The organism is Acidovorax sp. A1169, from assembly GCF_030704685.1.
GTDB lineage: Bacteria > Pseudomonadota > Gammaproteobacteria > Burkholderiales > Burkholderiaceae_C > Acidovorax.
The window spans coordinates 650,793-668,205 of record NZ_JAUZDX010000001.1 but is presented as its reverse complement, the minus strand read 5'-3'; the positions used below and the strand labels follow the sequence as shown (position 1 = coordinate 668,205).

Annotated in this window: 20 protein-coding genes; 3 read left to right on the top strand and 17 right to left on the bottom strand. The window is 65.5% G+C overall.

Translation table 11 applies throughout. The features are described 5' to 3' along the window. Positions 1 to 165: 165 nt before the first annotated feature. The 13 genes from QYL93_RS03000 to QYL93_RS02940 form a co-directional block, all read right to left on the bottom strand. Positions 166 to 1,635 (bottom strand): Do family serine endopeptidase, encoded by a 1,470-nt coding sequence (locus QYL93_RS03000; RefSeq protein WP_305742250.1) that lies wholly within the window; start codon positions 1,633 to 1,635, stop codon positions 166 to 168. Positions 1,636 to 1,750: 115 nt separating this feature from the next. Further along, entirely contained in the window at positions 1,751 to 2,836 is a 1,086-nt protein-coding gene (locus QYL93_RS02995) for a MucB/RseB C-terminal domain-containing protein (protein WP_370876932.1), read from the bottom strand. Between the two features lie 33 nt (positions 2,837 to 2,869). Next, positions 2,870 to 3,526 carry a sigma-E factor negative regulatory protein gene (locus QYL93_RS02990; protein ID WP_305742248.1) on the bottom strand — a complete coding sequence of 219 codons (657 nt, stop codon included), beginning with the start codon at positions 3,524 to 3,526 and terminating at the stop codon, positions 2,870 to 2,872. Positions 3,527 to 3,584: 58 nt separating this feature from the next. Further along, positions 3,585 to 4,214 (bottom strand): RNA polymerase sigma factor RpoE, encoded by a 630-nt coding sequence (gene rpoE / locus QYL93_RS02985; protein ID WP_305742247.1) that lies wholly within the window; start codon positions 4,212 to 4,214, stop codon positions 3,585 to 3,587. A 13-nt stretch (positions 4,215 to 4,227) separates the two neighbouring features. Then, positions 4,228 to 4,731 (bottom strand): hypothetical protein, encoded by a 504-nt coding sequence (locus QYL93_RS02980; RefSeq protein ID WP_305742246.1) that lies wholly within the window; start codon positions 4,729 to 4,731, stop codon positions 4,228 to 4,230. A gap of 89 nt (positions 4,732 to 4,820) precedes the next feature. Beyond that, a complete protein-coding gene (gene fabF / locus QYL93_RS02975; protein ID WP_179681602.1) occupies positions 4,821 to 6,065 on the bottom strand; it encodes a beta-ketoacyl-ACP synthase II in 1,245 nt (414 codons plus the stop codon). Positions 6,066 to 6,113: 48 nt separating this feature from the next. Beyond that, the gene (gene acpP, locus QYL93_RS02970) at positions 6,114 to 6,353 is read right to left on the bottom strand and encodes an acyl carrier protein (RefSeq protein WP_003058049.1); all 240 of its coding nucleotides are present in this window, start codon (positions 6,351 to 6,353) and stop codon (positions 6,114 to 6,116) included. A gap of 103 nt (positions 6,354 to 6,456) precedes the next feature. Continuing rightward, entirely contained in the window at positions 6,457 to 7,203 is a 747-nt protein-coding gene (gene fabG, locus QYL93_RS02965) for a 3-oxoacyl-ACP reductase FabG (RefSeq protein ID WP_305742245.1), read from the bottom strand. After that, entirely contained in the window at positions 7,200 to 8,150 is a 951-nt protein-coding gene (gene fabD, locus QYL93_RS02960) for an ACP S-malonyltransferase (protein ID WP_305742244.1), read from the bottom strand. Before fabD ends, fabG begins: the two co-directional genes overlap by 4 nt. Positions 8,151 to 8,206: 56 nt before the next feature. Then, positions 8,207 to 9,184 carry a beta-ketoacyl-ACP synthase III gene (locus QYL93_RS02955; protein ID WP_057268439.1) on the bottom strand — a complete coding sequence of 326 codons (978 nt, stop codon included), beginning with the start codon at positions 9,182 to 9,184 and terminating at the stop codon, positions 8,207 to 8,209. Next, positions 9,184 to 10,239 (bottom strand): phosphate acyltransferase PlsX, encoded by a 1,056-nt coding sequence (plsX, locus tag QYL93_RS02950; RefSeq protein WP_057202096.1) that lies wholly within the window; start codon positions 10,237 to 10,239, stop codon positions 9,184 to 9,186. The genes QYL93_RS02955 and plsX overlap by 1 nt, the downstream gene beginning before the upstream one ends. Before the next feature lie 108 nt (positions 10,240 to 10,347). Next, the gene (gene rpmF / locus QYL93_RS02945) at positions 10,348 to 10,530 is read right to left on the bottom strand and encodes a 50S ribosomal protein L32 (RefSeq protein WP_005794249.1); all 183 of its coding nucleotides are present in this window, start codon (positions 10,528 to 10,530) and stop codon (positions 10,348 to 10,350) included. Positions 10,531 to 10,628: 98 nt separating this feature from the next. Further along, positions 10,629 to 11,180 (bottom strand): DUF177 domain-containing protein, encoded by a 552-nt coding sequence (locus QYL93_RS02940; RefSeq protein ID WP_057268438.1) that lies wholly within the window; start codon positions 11,178 to 11,180, stop codon positions 10,629 to 10,631. A gap of 25 nt (positions 11,181 to 11,205) precedes the next feature. Here QYL93_RS02940 and QYL93_RS02935 point away from each other — a divergent pair, with 25 nt between their 5' ends. From QYL93_RS02935 to QYL93_RS02925, 3 genes are read left to right on the top strand one after another with little or no spacing between them, the layout of a single operon-like run. Next, a complete protein-coding gene (locus QYL93_RS02935; RefSeq protein WP_305742243.1) occupies positions 11,206 to 11,805 on the top strand; it encodes a Maf family nucleotide pyrophosphatase in 600 nt (199 codons plus the stop codon). Further along, positions 11,802 to 12,617: an SAM-dependent methyltransferase gene (locus QYL93_RS02930; protein ID WP_305742242.1), complete on the top strand. Its 816-nt coding sequence runs from the start codon at positions 11,802 to 11,804 to the stop codon at positions 12,615 to 12,617. The genes QYL93_RS02935 and QYL93_RS02930 overlap by 4 nt, the downstream gene beginning before the upstream one ends. A gap of 14 nt (positions 12,618 to 12,631) precedes the next feature. After that, complete coding sequence (locus QYL93_RS02925; protein WP_305742241.1) at positions 12,632 to 13,816, top strand: toxin-antitoxin system YwqK family antitoxin; 1,185 nt, start codon at positions 12,632 to 12,634, stop codon at positions 13,814 to 13,816. Here the strand turns inward: QYL93_RS02925 and QYL93_RS02920 are convergent, their stop codons facing one another. From QYL93_RS02920 to QYL93_RS02905, 4 genes are all read right to left on the bottom strand, one after another. Then, positions 13,817 to 14,857, bottom strand: a complete 1,041-nt coding sequence (locus tag QYL93_RS02920) for a S49 family peptidase (RefSeq protein WP_057268435.1) — start codon at positions 14,855 to 14,857, stop codon at positions 13,817 to 13,819. Positions 14,858 to 14,944: 87 nt separating this feature from the next. Next, a complete protein-coding gene (locus QYL93_RS02915) occupies positions 14,945 to 15,322 on the bottom strand; it encodes a Rieske 2Fe-2S domain-containing protein (protein WP_057268434.1) in 378 nt (125 codons plus the stop codon). 47 nt (positions 15,323 to 15,369) lie between these two features. Then, positions 15,370 to 16,041: an HAD family hydrolase gene (locus QYL93_RS02910; RefSeq protein ID WP_305742240.1), complete on the bottom strand. Its 672-nt coding sequence runs from the start codon at positions 16,039 to 16,041 to the stop codon at positions 15,370 to 15,372. A gap of 12 nt (positions 16,042 to 16,053) precedes the next feature. Continuing rightward, positions 16,054 to 17,064, bottom strand: coding sequence for an RluA family pseudouridine synthase (locus QYL93_RS02905; RefSeq protein WP_305742239.1), 1,011 nt, complete (start codon positions 17,062 to 17,064; stop codon positions 16,054 to 16,056). Positions 17,065 to 17,413: the final 349 nt, after the last annotated feature.

The following is a 17,413-nucleotide window of genomic DNA, read 5'->3' as shown; positions in this document are numbered from 1 at the left end:
TGATGCCCCGCAGCAAAAGTTAGCGAAAGCTAACCTCTAAGTTTTTTTCAGGGCCCAAGAGACCGCCCGTTTCCGGGGAGTTTTTTGGGAAAACCCCATCAAATACAGAGGGAATAGCCCGCGGGAACCACCCCTTTGCCCCTCTGAATCCGGGCACCTCCTCCTTCAGCGCAGAGGGCGGATCACCGCATACTGGGCCCACTCGCCGCGGCGATAGAGCAGGCTCAAGGGCTTGCTCTTGTCCGCCTTGGACACGACCGCCTCGAAGTCCTTGAGGCCCGCGATCTCCGTGTTGGCGACGGACAGGATCACATCACCTTCACGCAGGCCCGCCCGCGCAGCGGCATCGGTGGCCGATGCCACGGCCACGCCGCCCTTGAGCTTGAGCTCCTTCTTCTGTGCATCGGTGAGTTCGAGCACGGACAGGCCGAGCTGCTGGGCTGCCGCCGACGCCTTGGGCTTTTCCTCGCGCTCCACCGCCTTGGCCACCGGCTTGTCGGGTTCGATTTCGGCGATGGTGATGGACAGGTCGCGCGCGCTGCCGCGGCGGAACACCGTGATGGCACTCTTGGTGCCGGGCTTGGTGTTGCCCACCAGGCGCGGCAGGTCGGCCACCTTCTCGATGGGCTTGCCGTCGAAGCGGGTGATGATGTCCCCTGCCTCGACCCCCGCCTTGTCGGCCGGCGAGCCCGACTCCACCCCTGTCACCATCGCGCCCTGCGACTTGCCCAGGCCGATCGATTCGGCCACGTCCTTGCTCACCGCGCCAATCTGCACGCCAATGCGGCCACGCGTCACGCGGCCCGACGAGCGCAACTGCTCGCTGACGCGGATCGCTTCGTCCATCGGAATCGCGAACGAGATACCCATGAAGCCGCCCGAGCGCGAGTAGATCTGGCTGTTGATCCCCACCACCTCGCCGCGCATGTTGATCAGCGGGCCACCGGAATTGCCGGGGTTGATGGCCACGTCGGTCTGGATGAAAGGCAGGTAGTCGCCCGTGTCGCGCTGCTTGGCGCTCACGATGCCGGCAGTCACGCTGTTCTCCAGGCCGAAAGGCGAGCCGATGGCCATAACCCACTCACCCACCTTGAGGCGGCTCACATCGCCCACCTTCACCGCTGGCAGCCCGGTGGCCTCGATCTTGACCACGGCCACGTCGGTGCGCTTGTCGGCACCCACGATGCGCGCCTTGTATTCGCGCTTGTCGGTGAGCGTGACGATGACTTCCTCGGCCCCCTCGACCACATGCGCATTCGTCATCACGAAGCCGTCGGCCGTGAGGATGAAGCCCGAGCCCACGCCGCGCGGCTGCGCCTCCTCATCCTGCTGGGGACGCTGGGGGCGCTGCTGGCGCGGCACGTTGGGAATCGGCACGCCGAAGCGGCGGAAGAACTCTGCCATCTCCTCGTCCATGCCGTTGGCGCCCGAACGCTCGGACGCCTTCTCGCGCGTTCGGATGTTCACCACTGACGGACCAACCTGGTCCACCAGGTCAGTGAAGTCCGGCAAGCCCCGGACCACGGCGGACTGCGCCATGGCCACGCCCTGGGGCAGCACCGCCACGCTGGCCACCGTCGCCACCACGCCCGAAACGGCGAGGGCGCGCAGCATACTCCAATCAAACTTGGGCATCATCGACCTTTCAAATTGTGGGGAACGCGAAAAAGAGTGTCACAGCCTGTGAAGAGGCGGGCCGGCATTTGGTTCCCGAAAACCACGCAGTACCAGGGCTGTTCGCCGCGCCAGGTCAGCGCGCGCGCTCCAGTGCACCGACGAAAAGGCGCAGCGTCTGCATCGGCACCTCACCGACGGCCGTCACCCAGGCATCGGAGGCCATGCGCTGGCCCAGCATCTGCGTGGCGCCCACACTGCCCAACTGGCCTTGCGCGCCATGGCGCCTGGCATCGAAAGGCTCAATGAACAGCGACACGGTCGCCAGGCCATCGGAGTACAGGCACTGCAGCACCGGTGGCGGAGCTTCTGCAGACCCCGCAGCCGCCGCCCTCTTGTGGCAGCTTTGCGGCACAAAGCCGGCCACCGGCTGGCGCATGCGCCAGCCCTCCTCCAGTGCCGTGGTCTTCACCGCCGCAGGGGCGATCACCTTGTAGCCCGAGACGTCATCCATCATGCGCGAAAGCTTGTCCAAGGGCACGGTGGCGTTGAGGTCGAGCTCAGAGAAGGCCGCCTGCTCCAGCACGCGGCCGTCGGTCGCCAGGGTCTGCAACTTGACCACCAGGCCCGACTCCTTTTCGCTCCAGATGCGGTAGCCGAAACGCAGGGGATCCAGCGGCTTGAACCAGACCACGTCCGCATCCAGGCCGGCCACGCGCTCCTGGCCCAGCACCTGCGCCTCGTAGTGCCTGGCCAGGGACGTGCCCTGCACCGACGGCAACTGCGGGAACAGCCCGCGCGCGTCCCCACGCTCGGTGCGCACCGTGCGCTCCTCTGGCAAGAAGGTGCGCACTTCGCCGTCACGCCGGAACACCTTGCGCGGCGTGCCGCTCAGGCCATCCACCCGCTCCAGTTGCTGCTTGCCGTCGCAGGCATTCCAGATGCGCGAGCTGAACATCGCGCCCGAGGAGGACAGCACCACGAAGGTACCGACGTAGGGGCGATTGCGGGGCGCCTGGTGCATGCGCTCTATCCACTGGCCAATGTCGCGCACCGGGATCACCGGAGACAGGGGCGGCAAAGCGGACACCGCAGGCCCCGGCACCGCCTGCGCATGCAATGCTGCAGGCCACAAACCAGCGCACAGCCACAAGGCCACGCCAGCGGTCACAGCGCGCCGCCACACCCGTGCGGCGGCATGCGCCATGGCAAAGTCAGAGATCCATCCCATTGTGGCGCGTCAGGTCAGGCAAATTCAGCGGCTGGGCGTGGCAAAGGTGGCGTTGCGCAGGAAGCCGGCCGGCATCTGCAGCGCAGAGGTGCTGCCAAACTGCTTGTGGGCCGCCAGGAGCTCGTCCAGGCGCGGATCCCGGATCATCACCTGCTGGCCCTCGTTCTCGGCCACGGCGATCATGGAGCCCGGCTGCATGACACCCTGCGGTGCCGGGGCAGCCTGGATCACAGGCGCTCCCACAGAAGCCATCTGCGCCCCCGAAACCCCGCGGCCACCCTGCAGCATGCCGACGGAAGACCACCCGATGGCCGCCACGGCCGCCAGCGAGGCCACCCCCGCCACCATCTTCCAGCGGAACACCGAGGCATTGGCAGCAGGCAACCGGGCCTGCGCCACCACGCCCAGGGCCGGTTCGGGTGCCAACGCGGCCGGGCTCCGCACCGGCGCCTCCTGGGCCATCTGTTCGCGCAGGCGCGAGAGCAGCACGTTGCCACTGTCGGCACGTGCCAGCTCGTTCGAGCGCAGCACATCACCCACCAGGTGGTAGATCTGCCATGTGGCCAGCCCTTCGTCATCGCCTGTACAGGCGATGGCATCCGCAAACGCATCGCCATGCAACTGGCCGTCGGCCAACGCCGAAATCTGTTCGCGCTTCGTCGTCATCACATCATTGTTCATGGTCTCACCTGCATATCCGTCACCAGACACTGCTTTACCCTTGCCGTACACCGCACCATCACCACCGTTTGCCCGTCTGGTTTTCCAGCATCGGGCGCACGCGGGCCGAAATCGCCTCCCGCGCGCGGAAAATACGCGACCGCACCGTGCCGATTGGGCAGCCCATGGCAGCAGCGATCTCTTCGTAACTGAGCCCCTCGATCTCGCGCAGCGTCACCGCCTGGCGCAAATCCTCGGGCAGCGCCTCCATGGCAGCATTCACCGCCTGGGCGATTTCCTGGGCAGCCAGCACCGTTTCAGGTGTTTCGTCGCTGGTTAGTTCATGCCCGACACGAGAAGTTTCATCTTCATCGTCGACACCCCTCAAGGCGTTTTCTGAAATCACCGGGTTGCGCTTCATGTCCATCAGCGCCTTCTTGGCGGTATTGACGGCAATCCGGTACAGCCAGGTATAGAACTGGGCGTCGCCCCGGAACTGGTGCAGGGCCCGGTAGGCGCGGATGAAGGTTTCCTGCGCGATGTCCGGGATGATGTCGGTGTCGCGCACCATGCGGCCGATCAGGCGCTCAATGCGGCGCTGGTACTTGATGACCAGCAGCTCGAACGCCCGCTGATCGCCCGCCACCGCGCGCTCCACCAGGAGAAGATCGCTGTTGTCGGGTGTGGGAGGCGGCGTTTGGACTGTCATCGAATCTCTGGGTTCACGCCTGTCGGCTGTGGATCGGCGCGAACTCTCCGGCACTCACAGTGCCCGTTCCGGCGCGCGAATATACCGCACGCCGCAGATCGGCCCACCGCTCGGGCTGCTGGCGGCTCTCCAGCCATAGCCAGAAGCGCTGGCGGCCTTGCGCCTCCTGGACGCATACCCACAAGTGGCCTTGCAGGTCCCACTGCACCTCCGGAGCGCCTTGCAGCATCACCGGCGAGCGGCCTGGAAGCAGCGCATCCAGCCACCACTGCTGGCCGTCCCAGTGCAACTCTCCGCAAAACTGGCCCAGCCACCAGTGCCAGGCACCTGCCACTGCGGCCAGCCAGGCGCTCGAGCCGGCCAGTGCAGGGATCACCCCCTGCCCAGCCCCCAGCAGCCACCAGGCATACAGCACCGCAGCACCCGCCAGCGCCACGGCGGCCAGCACAGCGCCCACGGCGCGGCTGCGCCGCACGGGCAAGTGCACGGCAGGGGCCTGGCGCGCCATGGAATTCATGGAAAGGAGGGGGAATGCAGGTGCATCATCGTCCTGCAGTTTGCCGCAAACAGCATGCCAGCGCCCGCAAGGGCACTGGCATCAAGCCGTCAGACCCGCTTGAACACCAGGGAACCGTTGGTCCCACCGAAGCCGAAGTTGTTCTTGAGCGCATAGTCCATCTTCACATCACGGGCCGTGTTGGCGCAGTAATCGAGATCGCACTCAGGGTCCTGGTTGAACAGGTTGATGGTCGGCGGCACCTTCTGGTGGTGCAACGCCAGTACGGTGAACACGCTTTCGATCCCGCCCGCCCCGCCGAGCAGGTGGCCCGTCATCGACTTGGTGGAACTGATCACCGTCTTGTAGGCGGCTTCGCCGAGGGCCGCCTTGATGGCATTGGTCTCGTTGAGGTCGCCCAGGGGCGTGGAGGTTCCGTGCGCGTTCAGGTAACCCACATCGCCGGGATTGATGCCGGCATTGCGCATGGCGCTGATCATGGCACGGCGCGGGCCGTCCATGTTCGGCGCGGTCATGTGCCCGGCATCGGCACTCATGCCAAAGCCGCTGAGCTCGGCATAGATCTTGGCGCCACGGGCCTTGGCGTGTTCGTACTCTTCGAGCACCAGCACGCCAGCACCCTCACCCAGCACGAAGCCATCACGGTCCTTGTCCCAGGGACGCGACGCCGTCTTGGGGTCATCGTTGCGGGTGGACAACGCACGCATCGCGGCAAAGCCACCAATGCCCAACGGCGACACCGTGGATTCCGTACCGCCGGCAATCACGACATCGGCATCGCCGTACTCGATCATGCGGCCGCCTTCGCCAATGCAGTGCAGGCCAGTCGTGCAGGCCGTCACCACCGCCAGGTTCGGGCCCTTGAAGCCAAAACGCATGGACACATGGCCCGCCACCATGTTGATGATGGATGCCGGCACGAAGAACGGCGTGATGCGCCGTGGTCCGCGGTTGGTCAGCTCGGCATGGGTGTCCTCGATCAGCGGCAGGCCGCCGATTCCGGATCCGATCACGCAGGCGATGCGCGTGGCGAACTCGTCGTCCAGCGCCTCTCCGGTGGGCAGCCCCGCATCCTGTATGGCCTGCGCTGCCGCGACAATGCCGAAATGGATGAAGGCGTCCATCGCGCGCGCATCCTTGGCGCTGATGTACGACTCCAGGTCAAGCCCCTTGACCTCCCCTGCGATCTTGCAGGAAAAGTTCGACGCATCGAACTTGGTGATGAGGTCAATGCCGGAATTTCCAGCGAGGACATTGGCCCAGGCATCGGCCACCGTGTTTCCCACGGGGCTGACGCAACCCAGGCCGGTCACGACAACGCGACGACGGCTCATGCGTAAAAACCTTCTGCTGATCGCTCAAGTCAGGCGCAGTGCGCCGGCTCAGGCCTTCTGATGGGTGTTGGCGTAATCGATGGCGTTTTGCACCGTCGTGATCTTCTCGGCGTCTTCGTCAGGGATCTCGATGCCGAACTCGTCTTCCAAGGCCATCACCAACTCCACCGTGTCGAGCGAGTCGGCACCGAGGTCTGCCACGAAGGCCTTTTCATTGGTGACTTGGGACTCTTCCACACCGAGTTGTTCGGCAATGATTTTTTTGACGCGTGCTTCGATATCGCTCATGGTTTCCCTCTGGGGGTTGTGAATGAATCCGCGATTCTAGCCGCTTAAGGAGAAGCCCCTCAGCAGCCCGCCGTCCGGATGAACCGGCGTTATCTTTCAACAATTACATGTACATGCCGCCATTGACATGCAACTCCTGCCCGGTCACATAGCCCGCTTCGCGAGATGCAAGGTAGGCGACCGCATGTGCGATGTCCTCGGGCTTGCCCAGATGGCCCAAAGCGATCTGCGTACGCAGCGCTTTTTGCTGCTCTTCGGGCAGGCCTGCGGTCATGTCGGTCTCGATGAATCCAGGGGCCACGCAGTTCACGGTGATGCTGCGGCTGCCCAACTCACGCGCCAGTGCGCGCGCCATGCCGGCCACACCGGCCTTGGCAGCAGCGTAGTTGGCCTGGCCTGGATTGCCCGATGCACCGACCACGCTGGTGATGCTGATGATGCGCCCGAAGCGCTGCTTCATCATGGGACGGATGGCGGCGCGGCTCACGCGAAAGACCGCCTTGAGGTTGGTGTCCAGCACCGCATCCCAGTCGTCATCCTTCATGCGCATGGCCAGGGTGTCGCGCGTGATGCCGGCGTTGTTCACCAGCACATGCAGGCCGCCCTGCTGTTTCACGATGGCGTCGATGGTGGCCTCGATGGCCGCACCGTCGTTCACGTTGAGATTGACCCCCTTGGAGCCCGGGTAGGCCGCCAGGGCCGCCGAGATGCGGGCAGCGCCGTCATCGGTAGTGGCCGTGCCGACCACCTGGTAGCCGCGCACGGCCAGTTCCAGTGCGATCGCCGCACCGATGCCGCGCGATGCGCCAGTGACCAGGGCCACCTGGGCGATTTGAACAGTTTCCGTCATGCCAGCAACTCCCGTGCTTCGGCCAGCGAGGCCGTGTCAAATACTGCGGCACCGACCAGTTCGGGGTCGATGCGCTTGGTCAGGCCCGCCAACACCTTGCCGGGGCCACACTCCACAATGTGCGTCACGCCGCGCGCCTTGAGCGCCTGCACGCACTCCACCCAGCGCACGGCACCAAAGGCCTGGCGCACCAGGGCATCACGGATCGCGTCGGCATCGCTATGCACCGCCACATCCACGTTGTTGACCACGGGAATGGCGGGCGCCGCCAGCACCACCGCAGCCAGAGCCTCTCGCAGCTTGTCGGCTGCGGGCTTCATCAGGCTCGAATGGAAAGGCGCCGACACCGGCAGCAGGAGCGCACGCTTGGCGCCGCCGGCCTTGAGCACCTCGCAGGCCTTGTCCACCGCCGCCTTGGTGCCCGCAATCACAGTCTGGATCGGGTCATTGAAGTTCACAGCCTCCACCACCTCGGCGCTGCCCGCACCGAACGTGGCCGCAGCCTCGGCGCACCCGGCGATGACCCTGGAAGCCTCCATGCCCAGGATGGCCGCCATGGCACCGGTCCCCACAGGCACCGCCTCCTGCATGGCGGCAGCACGCAGGCGCACCAGGGGCGCAGCCTGCGACAGCGTCAGCACGCCTGCAGCAACCAGCGCCGAATACTCGCCCAGCGAGTGCCCGGCAAGGGCCACTGGCAGAGCGCCACCTTCGGCACGCCACACGCGCCATGCCGCCACACCGGCGGCCAGCATCACGGGCTGGGTGTTGGTGGTCAGGGCCAGCGCCTCTTTGGGGCCTTCCTTGATCAGGAGGGCAATGTCCTCGCCCAGCGCATCCGAGGCTTCGCGCAGGGTCTCGGCAACCGCAGGGTGGTCACCCCAACCGTCGAGCATGCCGACCGACTGCGAGCCCTGCCCGGGAAAAACAAATGCAAATGACTTCATGCCAGCACAGGTAGATAAAAGGAATCGGGTTCTGCAGACCGCCCAAGGGCGGCAGGCTACAGCTTCAGGAGCACGGCACCCCAGGTGAACCCACCGCCCACGCCTTCGAGCAGCAGCGTTTCACCCTTCTTGACCTGCCCGCTGCGCACCGCATGGTCGAGCGCCAGGGGAATCGATGCAGCCGAGGTGTTGCCATGCTGGTCCACCGTGACCACCACCTTGTCCATCGACAGCTTGAGCTTGCGGGCCGTGCCCTGCATGATGCGGATGTTGGCCTGATGGGGGATCAGCCAGTCCACATCGGCTTCGGTCATGCCAGCCTTGGCCAGCGCGGCATGGGCGGCCTTTTCCAGCACGCCCACGGCCAGCTTGAACACGGCCTGGCCGTCCATCTTGAGCACCGGGTCGCCCAGCACCTGGCCACCCGAGACATTGCCCGGCACGCACAGGATGCCCACATGCTTGCCATCGGCATGCAGGTCACTCGACAGGATGCCGGGCGTCTCGGACGCCTCCAGCACCACGGCACCGGCACCATCACCGAACAGCACGCAGGTGGTCCGGTCCTTGAAATCCAGGATGCGGCTGAAGACTTCGGCGCCAATCACCAGGGCACGGTTCGCCGCGCCGGTCTGGATCATCGAATCGGCCACGGCCAATGCATAGACAAAACCGCTGCACACGGCCTGCACATCGAACGCCGGGCAACCATTGGCACCCAGCTTGTGCTGCAGGATGCAAGCGACCGAGGGAAACACCATGTCCGGCGTGGACGTGGCGACGATGATCAGGTCGATGTCCTGCGCTTGCAGGCCCGCAGCCTGCAAGGCGTTGCGAGCAGCTTCGAGACCCAGGTCGCTGGCCGTCACATCAGGGGCGGCGAAATGCCGCGCCCGGATCCCCGTGCGCTCAACGATCCACTCGTCCGAGGTTTCGATGCCATCGCGGGCCAGCTCGGCCACGAGGTCGGCATTCGTGAGCCGGCGCGGTGGCAGATAGCTGCCAGTGCCGGTGATGCGGGAATAGCGTCTCATTAATGTGTCGTCGTCGCCGCAGCAGGCCTGGGCTGGGCATCGGCAGGGGCCAGGAGCGGCGCCGCGTGCGCAATCCGGGTCCGGACACGGTCGAGCAGGTTGTTGCGGGCTGCATCATACGCCCGGTTCAAGGCCTGCTCGAAGGCCATGGCATCGGCCGAGCCATGGCTCTTGAACACCAGTCCACGCAGCCCCAAAAGCGCCGCGCCGTTGTAGCGTCGGTAATCCATGCGAATCATGAGCGCCTTTAGCACCGGATAAGCGACGATGGCAGCAGCTTTTGTGAAGATATTGCGGGAGAACTCATTTTTGAGCCCCCCTATCACCATTGCAGCCACCCCTTCGCTGGCCTTGAGCGCCACGTTGCCGACAAAGCCGTCACAGACCACGATGTCCACCGTGCCCTTGAAAATGTCATTGCCTTCAACATTGCCGTAGAAGTTGAGATCACCCGCTTCGGCAGCAGATCGCAGCAGTTCACCCGCTTTTTTGATGACTTCGCTGCCTTTGATGATCTCTTCACCAATATTGAGCAGCCCGACGGTGGGCTCGCCGCCATCATCGCGCAGGGCCGACACCAGGGCCGAACCCATCACCGCAAACTGCAGCAGATGCTCTGCCGAGCAGTCCACATTGGCACCCAGATCGAGCACCGTGGTGGCGCGCCCCTGGTTGTTGGGCAATTGGGTGGCGATGGCAGGCCGGTCGATGCCGTCCAGGGTCTTGAGCAGGTAGCGCGCAATGGCCATCAGGGCGCCGGTATTGCCGGCAGAAACCGCCGCCCCCGCAGTGCCATCCTTGACCTGCTGAATGGCCACGCGCATGGAAGAGTCTTTTTTGCGGCGCAGGGCCACCTCGACCGGATCGTCCATGGCCACCACCTCGGTGGCAGGGACGATGGTGGCGCGGTCGTGGGAGAAATCCTTCAGGCTGTCCGCCAGGCCGACCAGCAGCAAGCGGGCATCCGGGTGATTGCCAAGGAACTGACGGCACGCCGCGAGCGTGACGCGGGGGCCGTGATCGCCCCCCATGCAGTCAACAGCCAGTGTGATCATGGGCGACTTGTCCGGCCAACTGCGCTGGCCGGAAGATGGATACAACGGTCAAAACAAAGGCCCGCGCTACAGAATCCGTAGCTACGGGCCTTTGAAGGGTACTGAAGGTCAGGCTTCAGACTTGTTTTTGAGCACCTGGCGGCCGCGGTAGAAACCGTTGGGGCTGATGTGGTGGCGCAGATGGGTTTCGCCGGTGGTGGGTTCCACCGCAATGCCTGGCACATTCAGGGCATTGTGCGAGCGGTGCATACCGCGCTTGGAAGGGGACTTTTTGTTTTGCTGAACGGCCATGATGGCTCCTGGTCTTAAATAGGTTGGTAAATACGCGATGAGCCCATAGAAGACACGAGGGGATTCGCGCGAAGCCCTCGATTATATCCCAAATGGATTCAGTGTCCCTTGCGGTCTTTTTTGAGGCCTGCCAACGCTGCAAAAGGATTGGGCTTGTCGGCGCTTGCCGCCTCGAAATCATCGTCCGTCGATGCCAACGGCACAGCCGTCGGGCACTCGTCATGCTTGGGCACCACTGGCAGCGCCATGAGCAACTCGTCCTCGATCAACTCGTGCAGGTCGAACTCACGGGTCATTGCCAGCAAGTCCTCTTCGCTCTCGTCGTCCAGGGCTTCGGCGGTAGCCTCGTCGGCCACGAAGCGAAACGCGCGGTCCACCTCCAGCGGCACATCCACCGGCGTGAGGCAGCGCTGGCATTCCATGGGAAAGGACGCACGCACCTTGAGCACCAGCCACACCTGGCCCGCGCCACCGAGCGCCGTGCGCACTTCTCCCTGCGCCTGCCAGTCCACCAGCAGGTCGGGGTGCAGCCCCCGGGCCTCCTGGGCCAGGCGCTCATACTTCAAAAGGGAATCATGGCCGGCCAGGCGCGCGCCGGCCAAAGCAAACGCTTTGACGTCGAGCCGGTCCACTGAGAATTCCTTGGTCATGGCGGCAGTGTAAGAGAATCAGCGAATGCATCAATCCCCTGCCCTGCAACGCCCTGTGGTATTGGGCTCCACCTCCCGCTACCGCCGCGAACTGCTCTCGCGCCTGAACCTGCCTTTCGAGGTCGCCTCGCCGGAGGTGGACGAAACCCCCGGCCCGGGCGAGGCACCGCGCGATCTGGCTTTGCGCCTGGCTTTGGCCAAGGCCCGGGCCGTGGCACGCCTTTATCCCGAGGCCGTGGTCATCGGCTCCGACCAGGTCGCCGACCTGGCCGGCCAGCCGCTGGGCAAGCCAGGCACCCACGAGCGCGCCGTGCAGCAGCTGCGCCAGATGCGCGGGCAGACCGTCATCTTCCAGACCGCCGTGGCCACCGTGTGCCAGGCCAGCGGCTTCGAGCAGGTGGACATCGCCCCCGTGGAAGTGCGCTTTCGCGACCTGTCGGACGATGAAATCGAGCGCTACCTGCGCGCCGAGCAGCCCTACGACTGCGCCGGCAGCGCCAAAAGCGAAGGCCTGGGCATCGCCCTGCTGGAGGCCATCCACAGCGACGACCCCACGGCCCTCATCGGCCTGCCGCTGATCCGCACCTGCCGCATGCTGCGCGCTGCCGGGGTGGTTCTGCCATGAGCACCCGCCCCGCCACCCCCACGGATGCACCATCCGGCGCCGCCGCCAGCGGCACGCTGTACCTGGTGCCCGCCCCCCTCGACTTCGGCTGCGACGTGGAGGCGCCGCTGCAGGACGCCCTGCCCGCAGGCACCCTGCAGCAGGCCGCGCAACTCACCCATTGGATCTGCGAGAACGCCAAGAGCACCCGTGCCTACCTGAAGCGCATCGATGCCCTGCACCCACTGGCAACGCCTGTGCAGCAGCAACAGATCACCGAGCTGCCGCGCGAGGTGCACAAGAAGGGCGACCACGGAGACAAGGGCTCCGCCACGTTCGACGCCAAGCCCTTGCTGGCCCCGGCACTTGCCGGGCACGCCATGGGCCTGGTCAGCGAGGCCGGCATGCCTGCCGTCGCCGACCCAGGCTCGTCCGTGGTGCGCGCCGCGCATGACCTGGGCATTCCCGTGGTGCCACTGGTCGGCCCTGTCTCGCTGCTATTGGCCCTGGCCGCCAGCGGCCTGAATGGCCAGAGCTTTGCCTTTGCCGGCTACCTGCCACAGGATGGACAGGAACGCACGCAGCGCATCCGCGAGCTCGAATCCCTGGCCCTCAAGACCGGCCAGACCCAGCTGTTCATTGAGACGCCCTACCGCAACCCCGCGCTCTGGCAGGCCCTGGTGCAGACCCTTCAGCCCCACACCCGCCTGGCACTGGCCAGCGGCCTGACGCTGCCCAGCGCCCAGATCCGCAGCCAGCTCGTGCGCCAGTGGCGTGCCCAGCCCCTGGTACCCAGCAACCGCACCCCCATCGTGTTTGCCCTGGGCCGCTGAGCCCGCTCCATGCCATGCAACGCCTCTCCGCCCTTCTGCTCCTTGCCCTGGGCACCTGTGCCACGGGCGCACACGCCAACATCCGCTGCGAATTCAACGGCAAGAGCGTCAACCCGTCCAACGGCGCCGAAACCGCGGGGCTGACCGGCTTGCTGCGCTGCCGCGACGAAAACACCGGCCAGTTGCAGCGCGAGCAGGAGCTCAAGGACGGCAAGTACCTGGGCCGGGAGCGCTTTTTCGACCGCGAGGGCAAGCTCACGCGCGAGCGCAGCGTGAACGAGCGCGGCAACAGCCAGGGCCGCGTGGCCGAGTTCTGGCCCAATGGTCAACTTAAGCGCGAGGAATTCGCCGAAAACGGCGGCACGGTCGGGGCCGTGCGCCGCTTCGATGCCAATGGCCGACCCGAGCGCCTTTCCTTCCATGCCGCAGGGCAGGAGCAATTCGCCATCGAATACAACGCCGCTGGCCAGCCCACGCGGCTGCAATGCCCGCGCGCCAGCGTCCTGCCCGAAGACCGCAAGCCCTGCGGTTTGGAAGGCGCTGCGGACACCCTGCTGTATACGGGTGCTGGCACCAGGGCCGGCCAGGTGCGCTACGACCAGGGTCGACTGCTGCTGTCCACCGAGTGGACGAGCGACGGCGTGGTGGCGCAGCAGATGCTTTACGAGGAAGGCCGGCGCGTGCACCGCAGCTTTTTCACCGAGGGCGGCAAGAGCGTGCTGCGCGAGGAACGTATCTTTGCCCCCGATGAGCCCCAGCGCTTCCTGCGCGACACCCGTGGGCCACTGCACAGCCTGCGCCGATTTGGCAGCACGGGCCAATTGATCGAACAGCATGGCTATGCCAACGGCCGCGAAGTGTTGCTCGAGCGCTGGTACCTCAACGGGGCGGCACGTGAACGCTCAACGATGACGGGCAACGGAGAAGCCACGCGCATCCAGCGCGAACTGCGCGACGACGAAGGTCGGCTCAGGCGCCGGGAGCTGCTAACCGCCGAGCAGTTTCCCACCGGTGCGCAGCAGCAGTTCCATGCCAATGGTCGCATGGCCCAGGAAGACCGCTACACAGCGCCCTATGCCCGGGGCCGCACCCGGCTGGAGGCGCGCAGGCAGTGGGACGAGTCAGGCAAGCTGATGGCCGACGACACCATCCTCGAAGACGGATCGCGCCAGCGCAAGGCTGGCGGACTGGATTCCTGATCAGCGCAGCTGCGGCCCGGCAGACATCATCGCCTTGGCGGCGCCGATGCCCATGGCCGCGCCAAAGCGCTTGGCCAGGCGCTCGGCCACGTTGTCACGGCGCGTGTAGTCGATGATCTCCTCGGCCTTGACCACCTCGCGCGCAACGTAGTCGAGGTTGCCGAGCTTGTCGGCCAGGCCCATCTCCACAGCCTGCTGGCCGGTCCAGAACAGGCCGCTGAAAGTTTCGGGCGTGACCTTGAGCCGGTCGCCCCGACCCGCCTTCACCACGCCGATGAACTGCTGGTGGATCTGGTTGAGCATGGCCTGCGCGTATTCGCGCTGCTTTTCGGTCTGGGGACTGAAAGGATCGAGGAAACCCTTGTTCTCGCCCGCCGTGAGCAGGCGGCGCTCGACACCGAGCTTTTCCATGATGCCGGTGAAGCCAAAGCCATCCATCAGCACGCCGATGCTGCCCACGATGCTGGCCTTGTCCACGAAGATTTCATCCGCCGCCGCAGCGATGTAATAGGCAGCCGAGGCACAGGTCTCCTCGACCACGGCATACACCGGCTTGTTGTACTTGGCCTTCAGGCGCACGATCTCGTCGTTGATGATGCCGGCCTGCACCGGGCTGCCGCCCGGCGAGTTGATCAGCAGCACCACGGCCTGAGAGCCCTCGTCCTCGAAGGCGCTGCGCATGGCGGCCACCACAAACTCGGCACTGGCCTCGGCACCCGAAGCGATTTCACCCTTGATGTCCACCACCGCCGTGTGCGGCGTGCTCTTGCTTGCGCCGGTCGATGCCTGGCGCATGGCGCCCCAGGCCAGCGCGAGGATCAGGAACAACCAGGCAAAGCGGAAAAAGATCTTCCAGCGGCGGGCCGAGCGCTGCTCGCTGAGGGCCGCAAAGGCCAGCTTCTCCAGCGTGGCGCGCTCCCACCCAGGCTCCTGCACAGCCGCGCGGGCGCCGGACGGGGCGGCCGATTGCGACCACAGGTCCTGCGACGGGGGGAAATTCTTGTCGGAACCCGGGATTCCAGGCTGTTGGGGATCGGTCATTTCAGGCCTTTTGAGACACCATGCGGCCCTTGGCGGGCAGGCCGCCACAGGCAAATATGCAAAAACAGGACGAGTCAGGGAACACCCCTAAAACTCGACGGGCTGGAGGTTGTATGCAGTATGCCAGTGCACTGCACCATCGGACTCCGACAGGGCTATCTTCACCAGCCCGCCCCGGCACGGCCCGCCCGCGCACTGGCCCGTGTCGGGCAGGTAGGCCGCTCCATGCGTGGCGCACAGCAGCCAGTTGCCGGAGTCGTCGAAAAACCGGTCGGGCTGGTAGTCCATTTCCATGGCCACATGCGTGCAGCGGTTGAGGTAGGCATGCGGCGCCCCGCGGTAGCGGATGGCAAAGGCCCGACAGGTCTGGCCCGCGTATTTCACATCAAAGGGCACTGCCAGCCCGCCATCCACCAGATCGGCGCTGTTGCACAAGGGAATGGAGGCAGGCTCGGCAGTGCTCATGGGACGACAACGGCTGTGGCAAATGAAGAAAGTGACCGATGAAGAGGCTATCCGTTGGCCCGCAGCCAGTCGTGCAGCTCGCGCACCGAATGCGCCACGGCCAGCGGCTGCAGCACGTGGAAGGCGTCGGGCTCGTGCGCCCCATAGCTCACGCCCACGCTGGCACAGCCGGCGTTGAGCGCCATCTGCAGGTCGTGCGTGGTGTCGCCGATCATGAGCACGCGCTCGGGCAGCACGTCGAACTCGGCCATCAGCTCCTGCAGCATCAGCGGGTGGGGCTTGCCGGCCGTCTGGTCGGCGGTGCGCGAACCATCGAACACACCCTTGAGGTCCTTGGAATGCAGCACATCGTCCAGGCCGCGCCGGCTCTTGCCCGTGGCCACCGTGATCAGGTGCCCGGCATCGCGCAGGTCGGCCAGCATGGGCAGCACGCCTTCGAACAGGCTCAGATCGTCCTGGTGTTGCACATAGTGAAAACGGTAGCGGTTGGCCAGCTCAGGGTACTTTTCGGGCGGCACGTCGGGCGCGGCATGGGCCAGCGCCTGCATCAGGGCCATGCCGATCACGTACGAGGCCGCCTCGTCCGTGGGCACGGTGCCGCCCACGTCCTTCACGGCCGCCTGGATGCAGCGCACGATGATCTGCGTGGAGTCGAACAGGGTGCCATCCCAGTCAAAGGCAATCAGGTCGAAACGGCGGGGACGGGACGTGGGACGCATGGGACAAGGCACTCAGGCAGAGGGAACGAAATCGGCCAGCTCGTGCGGCAGTTGGGCGTTGAGCGCCACGCGCTCACCACTGGCCGGGTGGTTGAACTGTAACCTCCACGCGTGCAGGAACATGCGCCGCATGCCCAGCTTCTGCAAGCGTTTGTTCAACTCGAAATCGCCGTACTTGTCGTCCCCCACGATGGCATGGCCTTGGCTCGCCAGGTGCACCCGGATCTGGTGCGTGCGCCCGGTCTTGATGGTCACCTCCAGCAGCGTCATGGCCGGCAGGCCCTGCTGCTGGCGCGCCGCCACGGCCTGGCGCACCTTGACCAGGGTGATGGAGCGCATGCCGTCAGGGTCGTCGGCCGTGGTCACGCGCACGCGGCGCTCGCCATCGGCCTGCAAATACTTGTGCAGCGGCAGGTCGATGACCTTGTTGCTGGCAGTCCACACCCCGGTGACCAGCGCCAGGTAGGTCTTGCCGGTTTCGCGCTCGCGGAACTGGTCCTGCAGGTGGGTGAGCGCCGAGCGCTTCTTGGCCACCAGCAAAATGCCCGAGGTGTCCCGGTCCAGCCGGTGCACCAGCTCCAGGAACTTCGCGGCGGGTCGCGCCTGGCGCAACTGCTCGATCACGCCAAAGCTCACCCCGCTTCCGCCATGCACGGCCACACCTGCGGGCTTGTCGATTGCGATCACGTGCTCATCTTCGAGCAGGACGGGGAATTCGCGCGCGGGCGCAGGCCGCTCGGCCTTCTCGGCCACCTTCTCGGAGATGCGCACGGGCGGCAGGCGCACCAGATCGCCCGCCTCCACGCGGGTATCGGCGCTGGCGCGGCCCTTGTTGATGCGCACCTCGCCGCTGCGGATGATGCGGTAGACATGCGTCTTGGGTACGCCCTTGAGGTGGCGTATCAAAAAGTTATCGAGGCGCTGGCCTGCAGAGTCCTCATCGACCTCGACGAGCCGGGCGGCGGGCGGGTTGGAAGCCGGGGCGGGGCCGGACGGCGGTTTGCCCCCTATAATGTGTTTCACCTGCGCGTTGCTGTGTAAGTGGTTGATTTGTCTGGAGTTTAGTCCACGCGATCACAACACGGGCGCAGGCAGGTCGATGCCAGCGGGTGTCGCCCACGCAGATTGCAGGCCAGATGCCTGCAATGGCCTGGGCGCCAGCCGGCGGGCTGACAGATTGAAACACTGATACGGAATCCCCCAAGCTGGCAGATGCGCCCCACCAGGGCAGGGTCTGTCAGCGGATCGAAGCGAGCATGTGGTTGTTGATGGCTTGGATTGTGACCTTGTGGCGGTGGCGCATGCCCCTGGCCATGCGCGCGCAATTGCCTGCAACATCCGTCCGGCCAGCGCAACCAGCCACCTTGTTCGT

Excerpts from the sequence above, each read along its gene's own strand:
- QYL93_RS02980 (WP_305742246.1), bottom strand. The coding sequence starts at position 4,731 with ATGAATTCCATGGCGCGCCAGGCCCCTGCCGTGCACTTGCCCGTGCGG.
- fabD (WP_305742244.1), bottom strand. The coding sequence starts at position 8,150 with ATGAAGTCATTTGCATTTGTTTTTCCCGGGCAGGGCTCGCAGTCGGTC.
- QYL93_RS02930 (WP_305742242.1), top strand. The coding sequence starts at position 11,802 with ATGAGCACCCGCCCCGCCACCCCCACGGATGCACCATCCGGCGCCGCC.
- QYL93_RS02910 (WP_305742240.1), bottom strand. The coding sequence starts at position 16,041 with ATGCGTCCCACGTCCCGTCCCCGCCGTTTCGACCTGATTGCCTTTGAC.
- rpmF (WP_005794249.1), bottom strand. The coding sequence starts at position 10,530 with ATGGCCGTTCAGCAAAACAAAAAGTCCCCTTCCAAGCGCGGTATGCAC.
- QYL93_RS02915 (WP_057268434.1), bottom strand. The coding sequence starts at position 15,322 with ATGAGCACTGCCGAGCCTGCCTCCATTCCCTTGTGCAACAGCGCCGAT.
- rpoE (WP_305742247.1), bottom strand. The coding sequence starts at position 4,214 with ATGACAGTCCAAACGCCGCCTCCCACACCCGACAACAGCGATCTTCTC.
- QYL93_RS02940 (WP_057268438.1), bottom strand. The coding sequence starts at position 11,180 with ATGACCAAGGAATTCTCAGTGGACCGGCTCGACGTCAAAGCGTTTGCT.
- fabG (WP_305742245.1), bottom strand. The coding sequence starts at position 7,203 with ATGACGGAAACTGTTCAAATCGCCCAGGTGGCCCTGGTCACTGGCGCA.
- QYL93_RS02925 (WP_305742241.1), top strand. The coding sequence starts at position 12,632 with ATGCAACGCCTCTCCGCCCTTCTGCTCCTTGCCCTGGGCACCTGTGCC.
- fabF (WP_179681602.1), bottom strand. The coding sequence starts at position 6,065 with ATGAGCCGTCGTCGCGTTGTCGTGACCGGCCTGGGTTGCGTCAGCCCC.
- QYL93_RS02935 (WP_305742243.1), top strand. The coding sequence starts at position 11,206 with ATGCATCAATCCCCTGCCCTGCAACGCCCTGTGGTATTGGGCTCCACC.
- QYL93_RS03000 (WP_305742250.1), bottom strand. The coding sequence starts at position 1,635 with ATGCCCAAGTTTGATTGGAGTATGCTGCGCGCCCTCGCCGTTTCGGGC.
- QYL93_RS02920 (WP_057268435.1), bottom strand. The coding sequence starts at position 14,857 with ATGACCGATCCCCAACAGCCTGGAATCCCGGGTTCCGACAAGAATTTC.
- QYL93_RS02955 (WP_057268439.1), bottom strand. The coding sequence starts at position 9,184 with ATGAGACGCTATTCCCGCATCACCGGCACTGGCAGCTATCTGCCACCG.
- QYL93_RS02990 (WP_305742248.1), bottom strand. The coding sequence starts at position 3,526 with ATGAACAATGATGTGATGACGACGAAGCGCGAACAGATTTCGGCGTTG.
- acpP (WP_003058049.1), bottom strand. The coding sequence starts at position 6,353 with ATGAGCGATATCGAAGCACGCGTCAAAAAAATCATTGCCGAACAACTC.
- plsX (WP_057202096.1), bottom strand. The coding sequence starts at position 10,239 with ATGATCACACTGGCTGTTGACTGCATGGGGGGCGATCACGGCCCCCGC.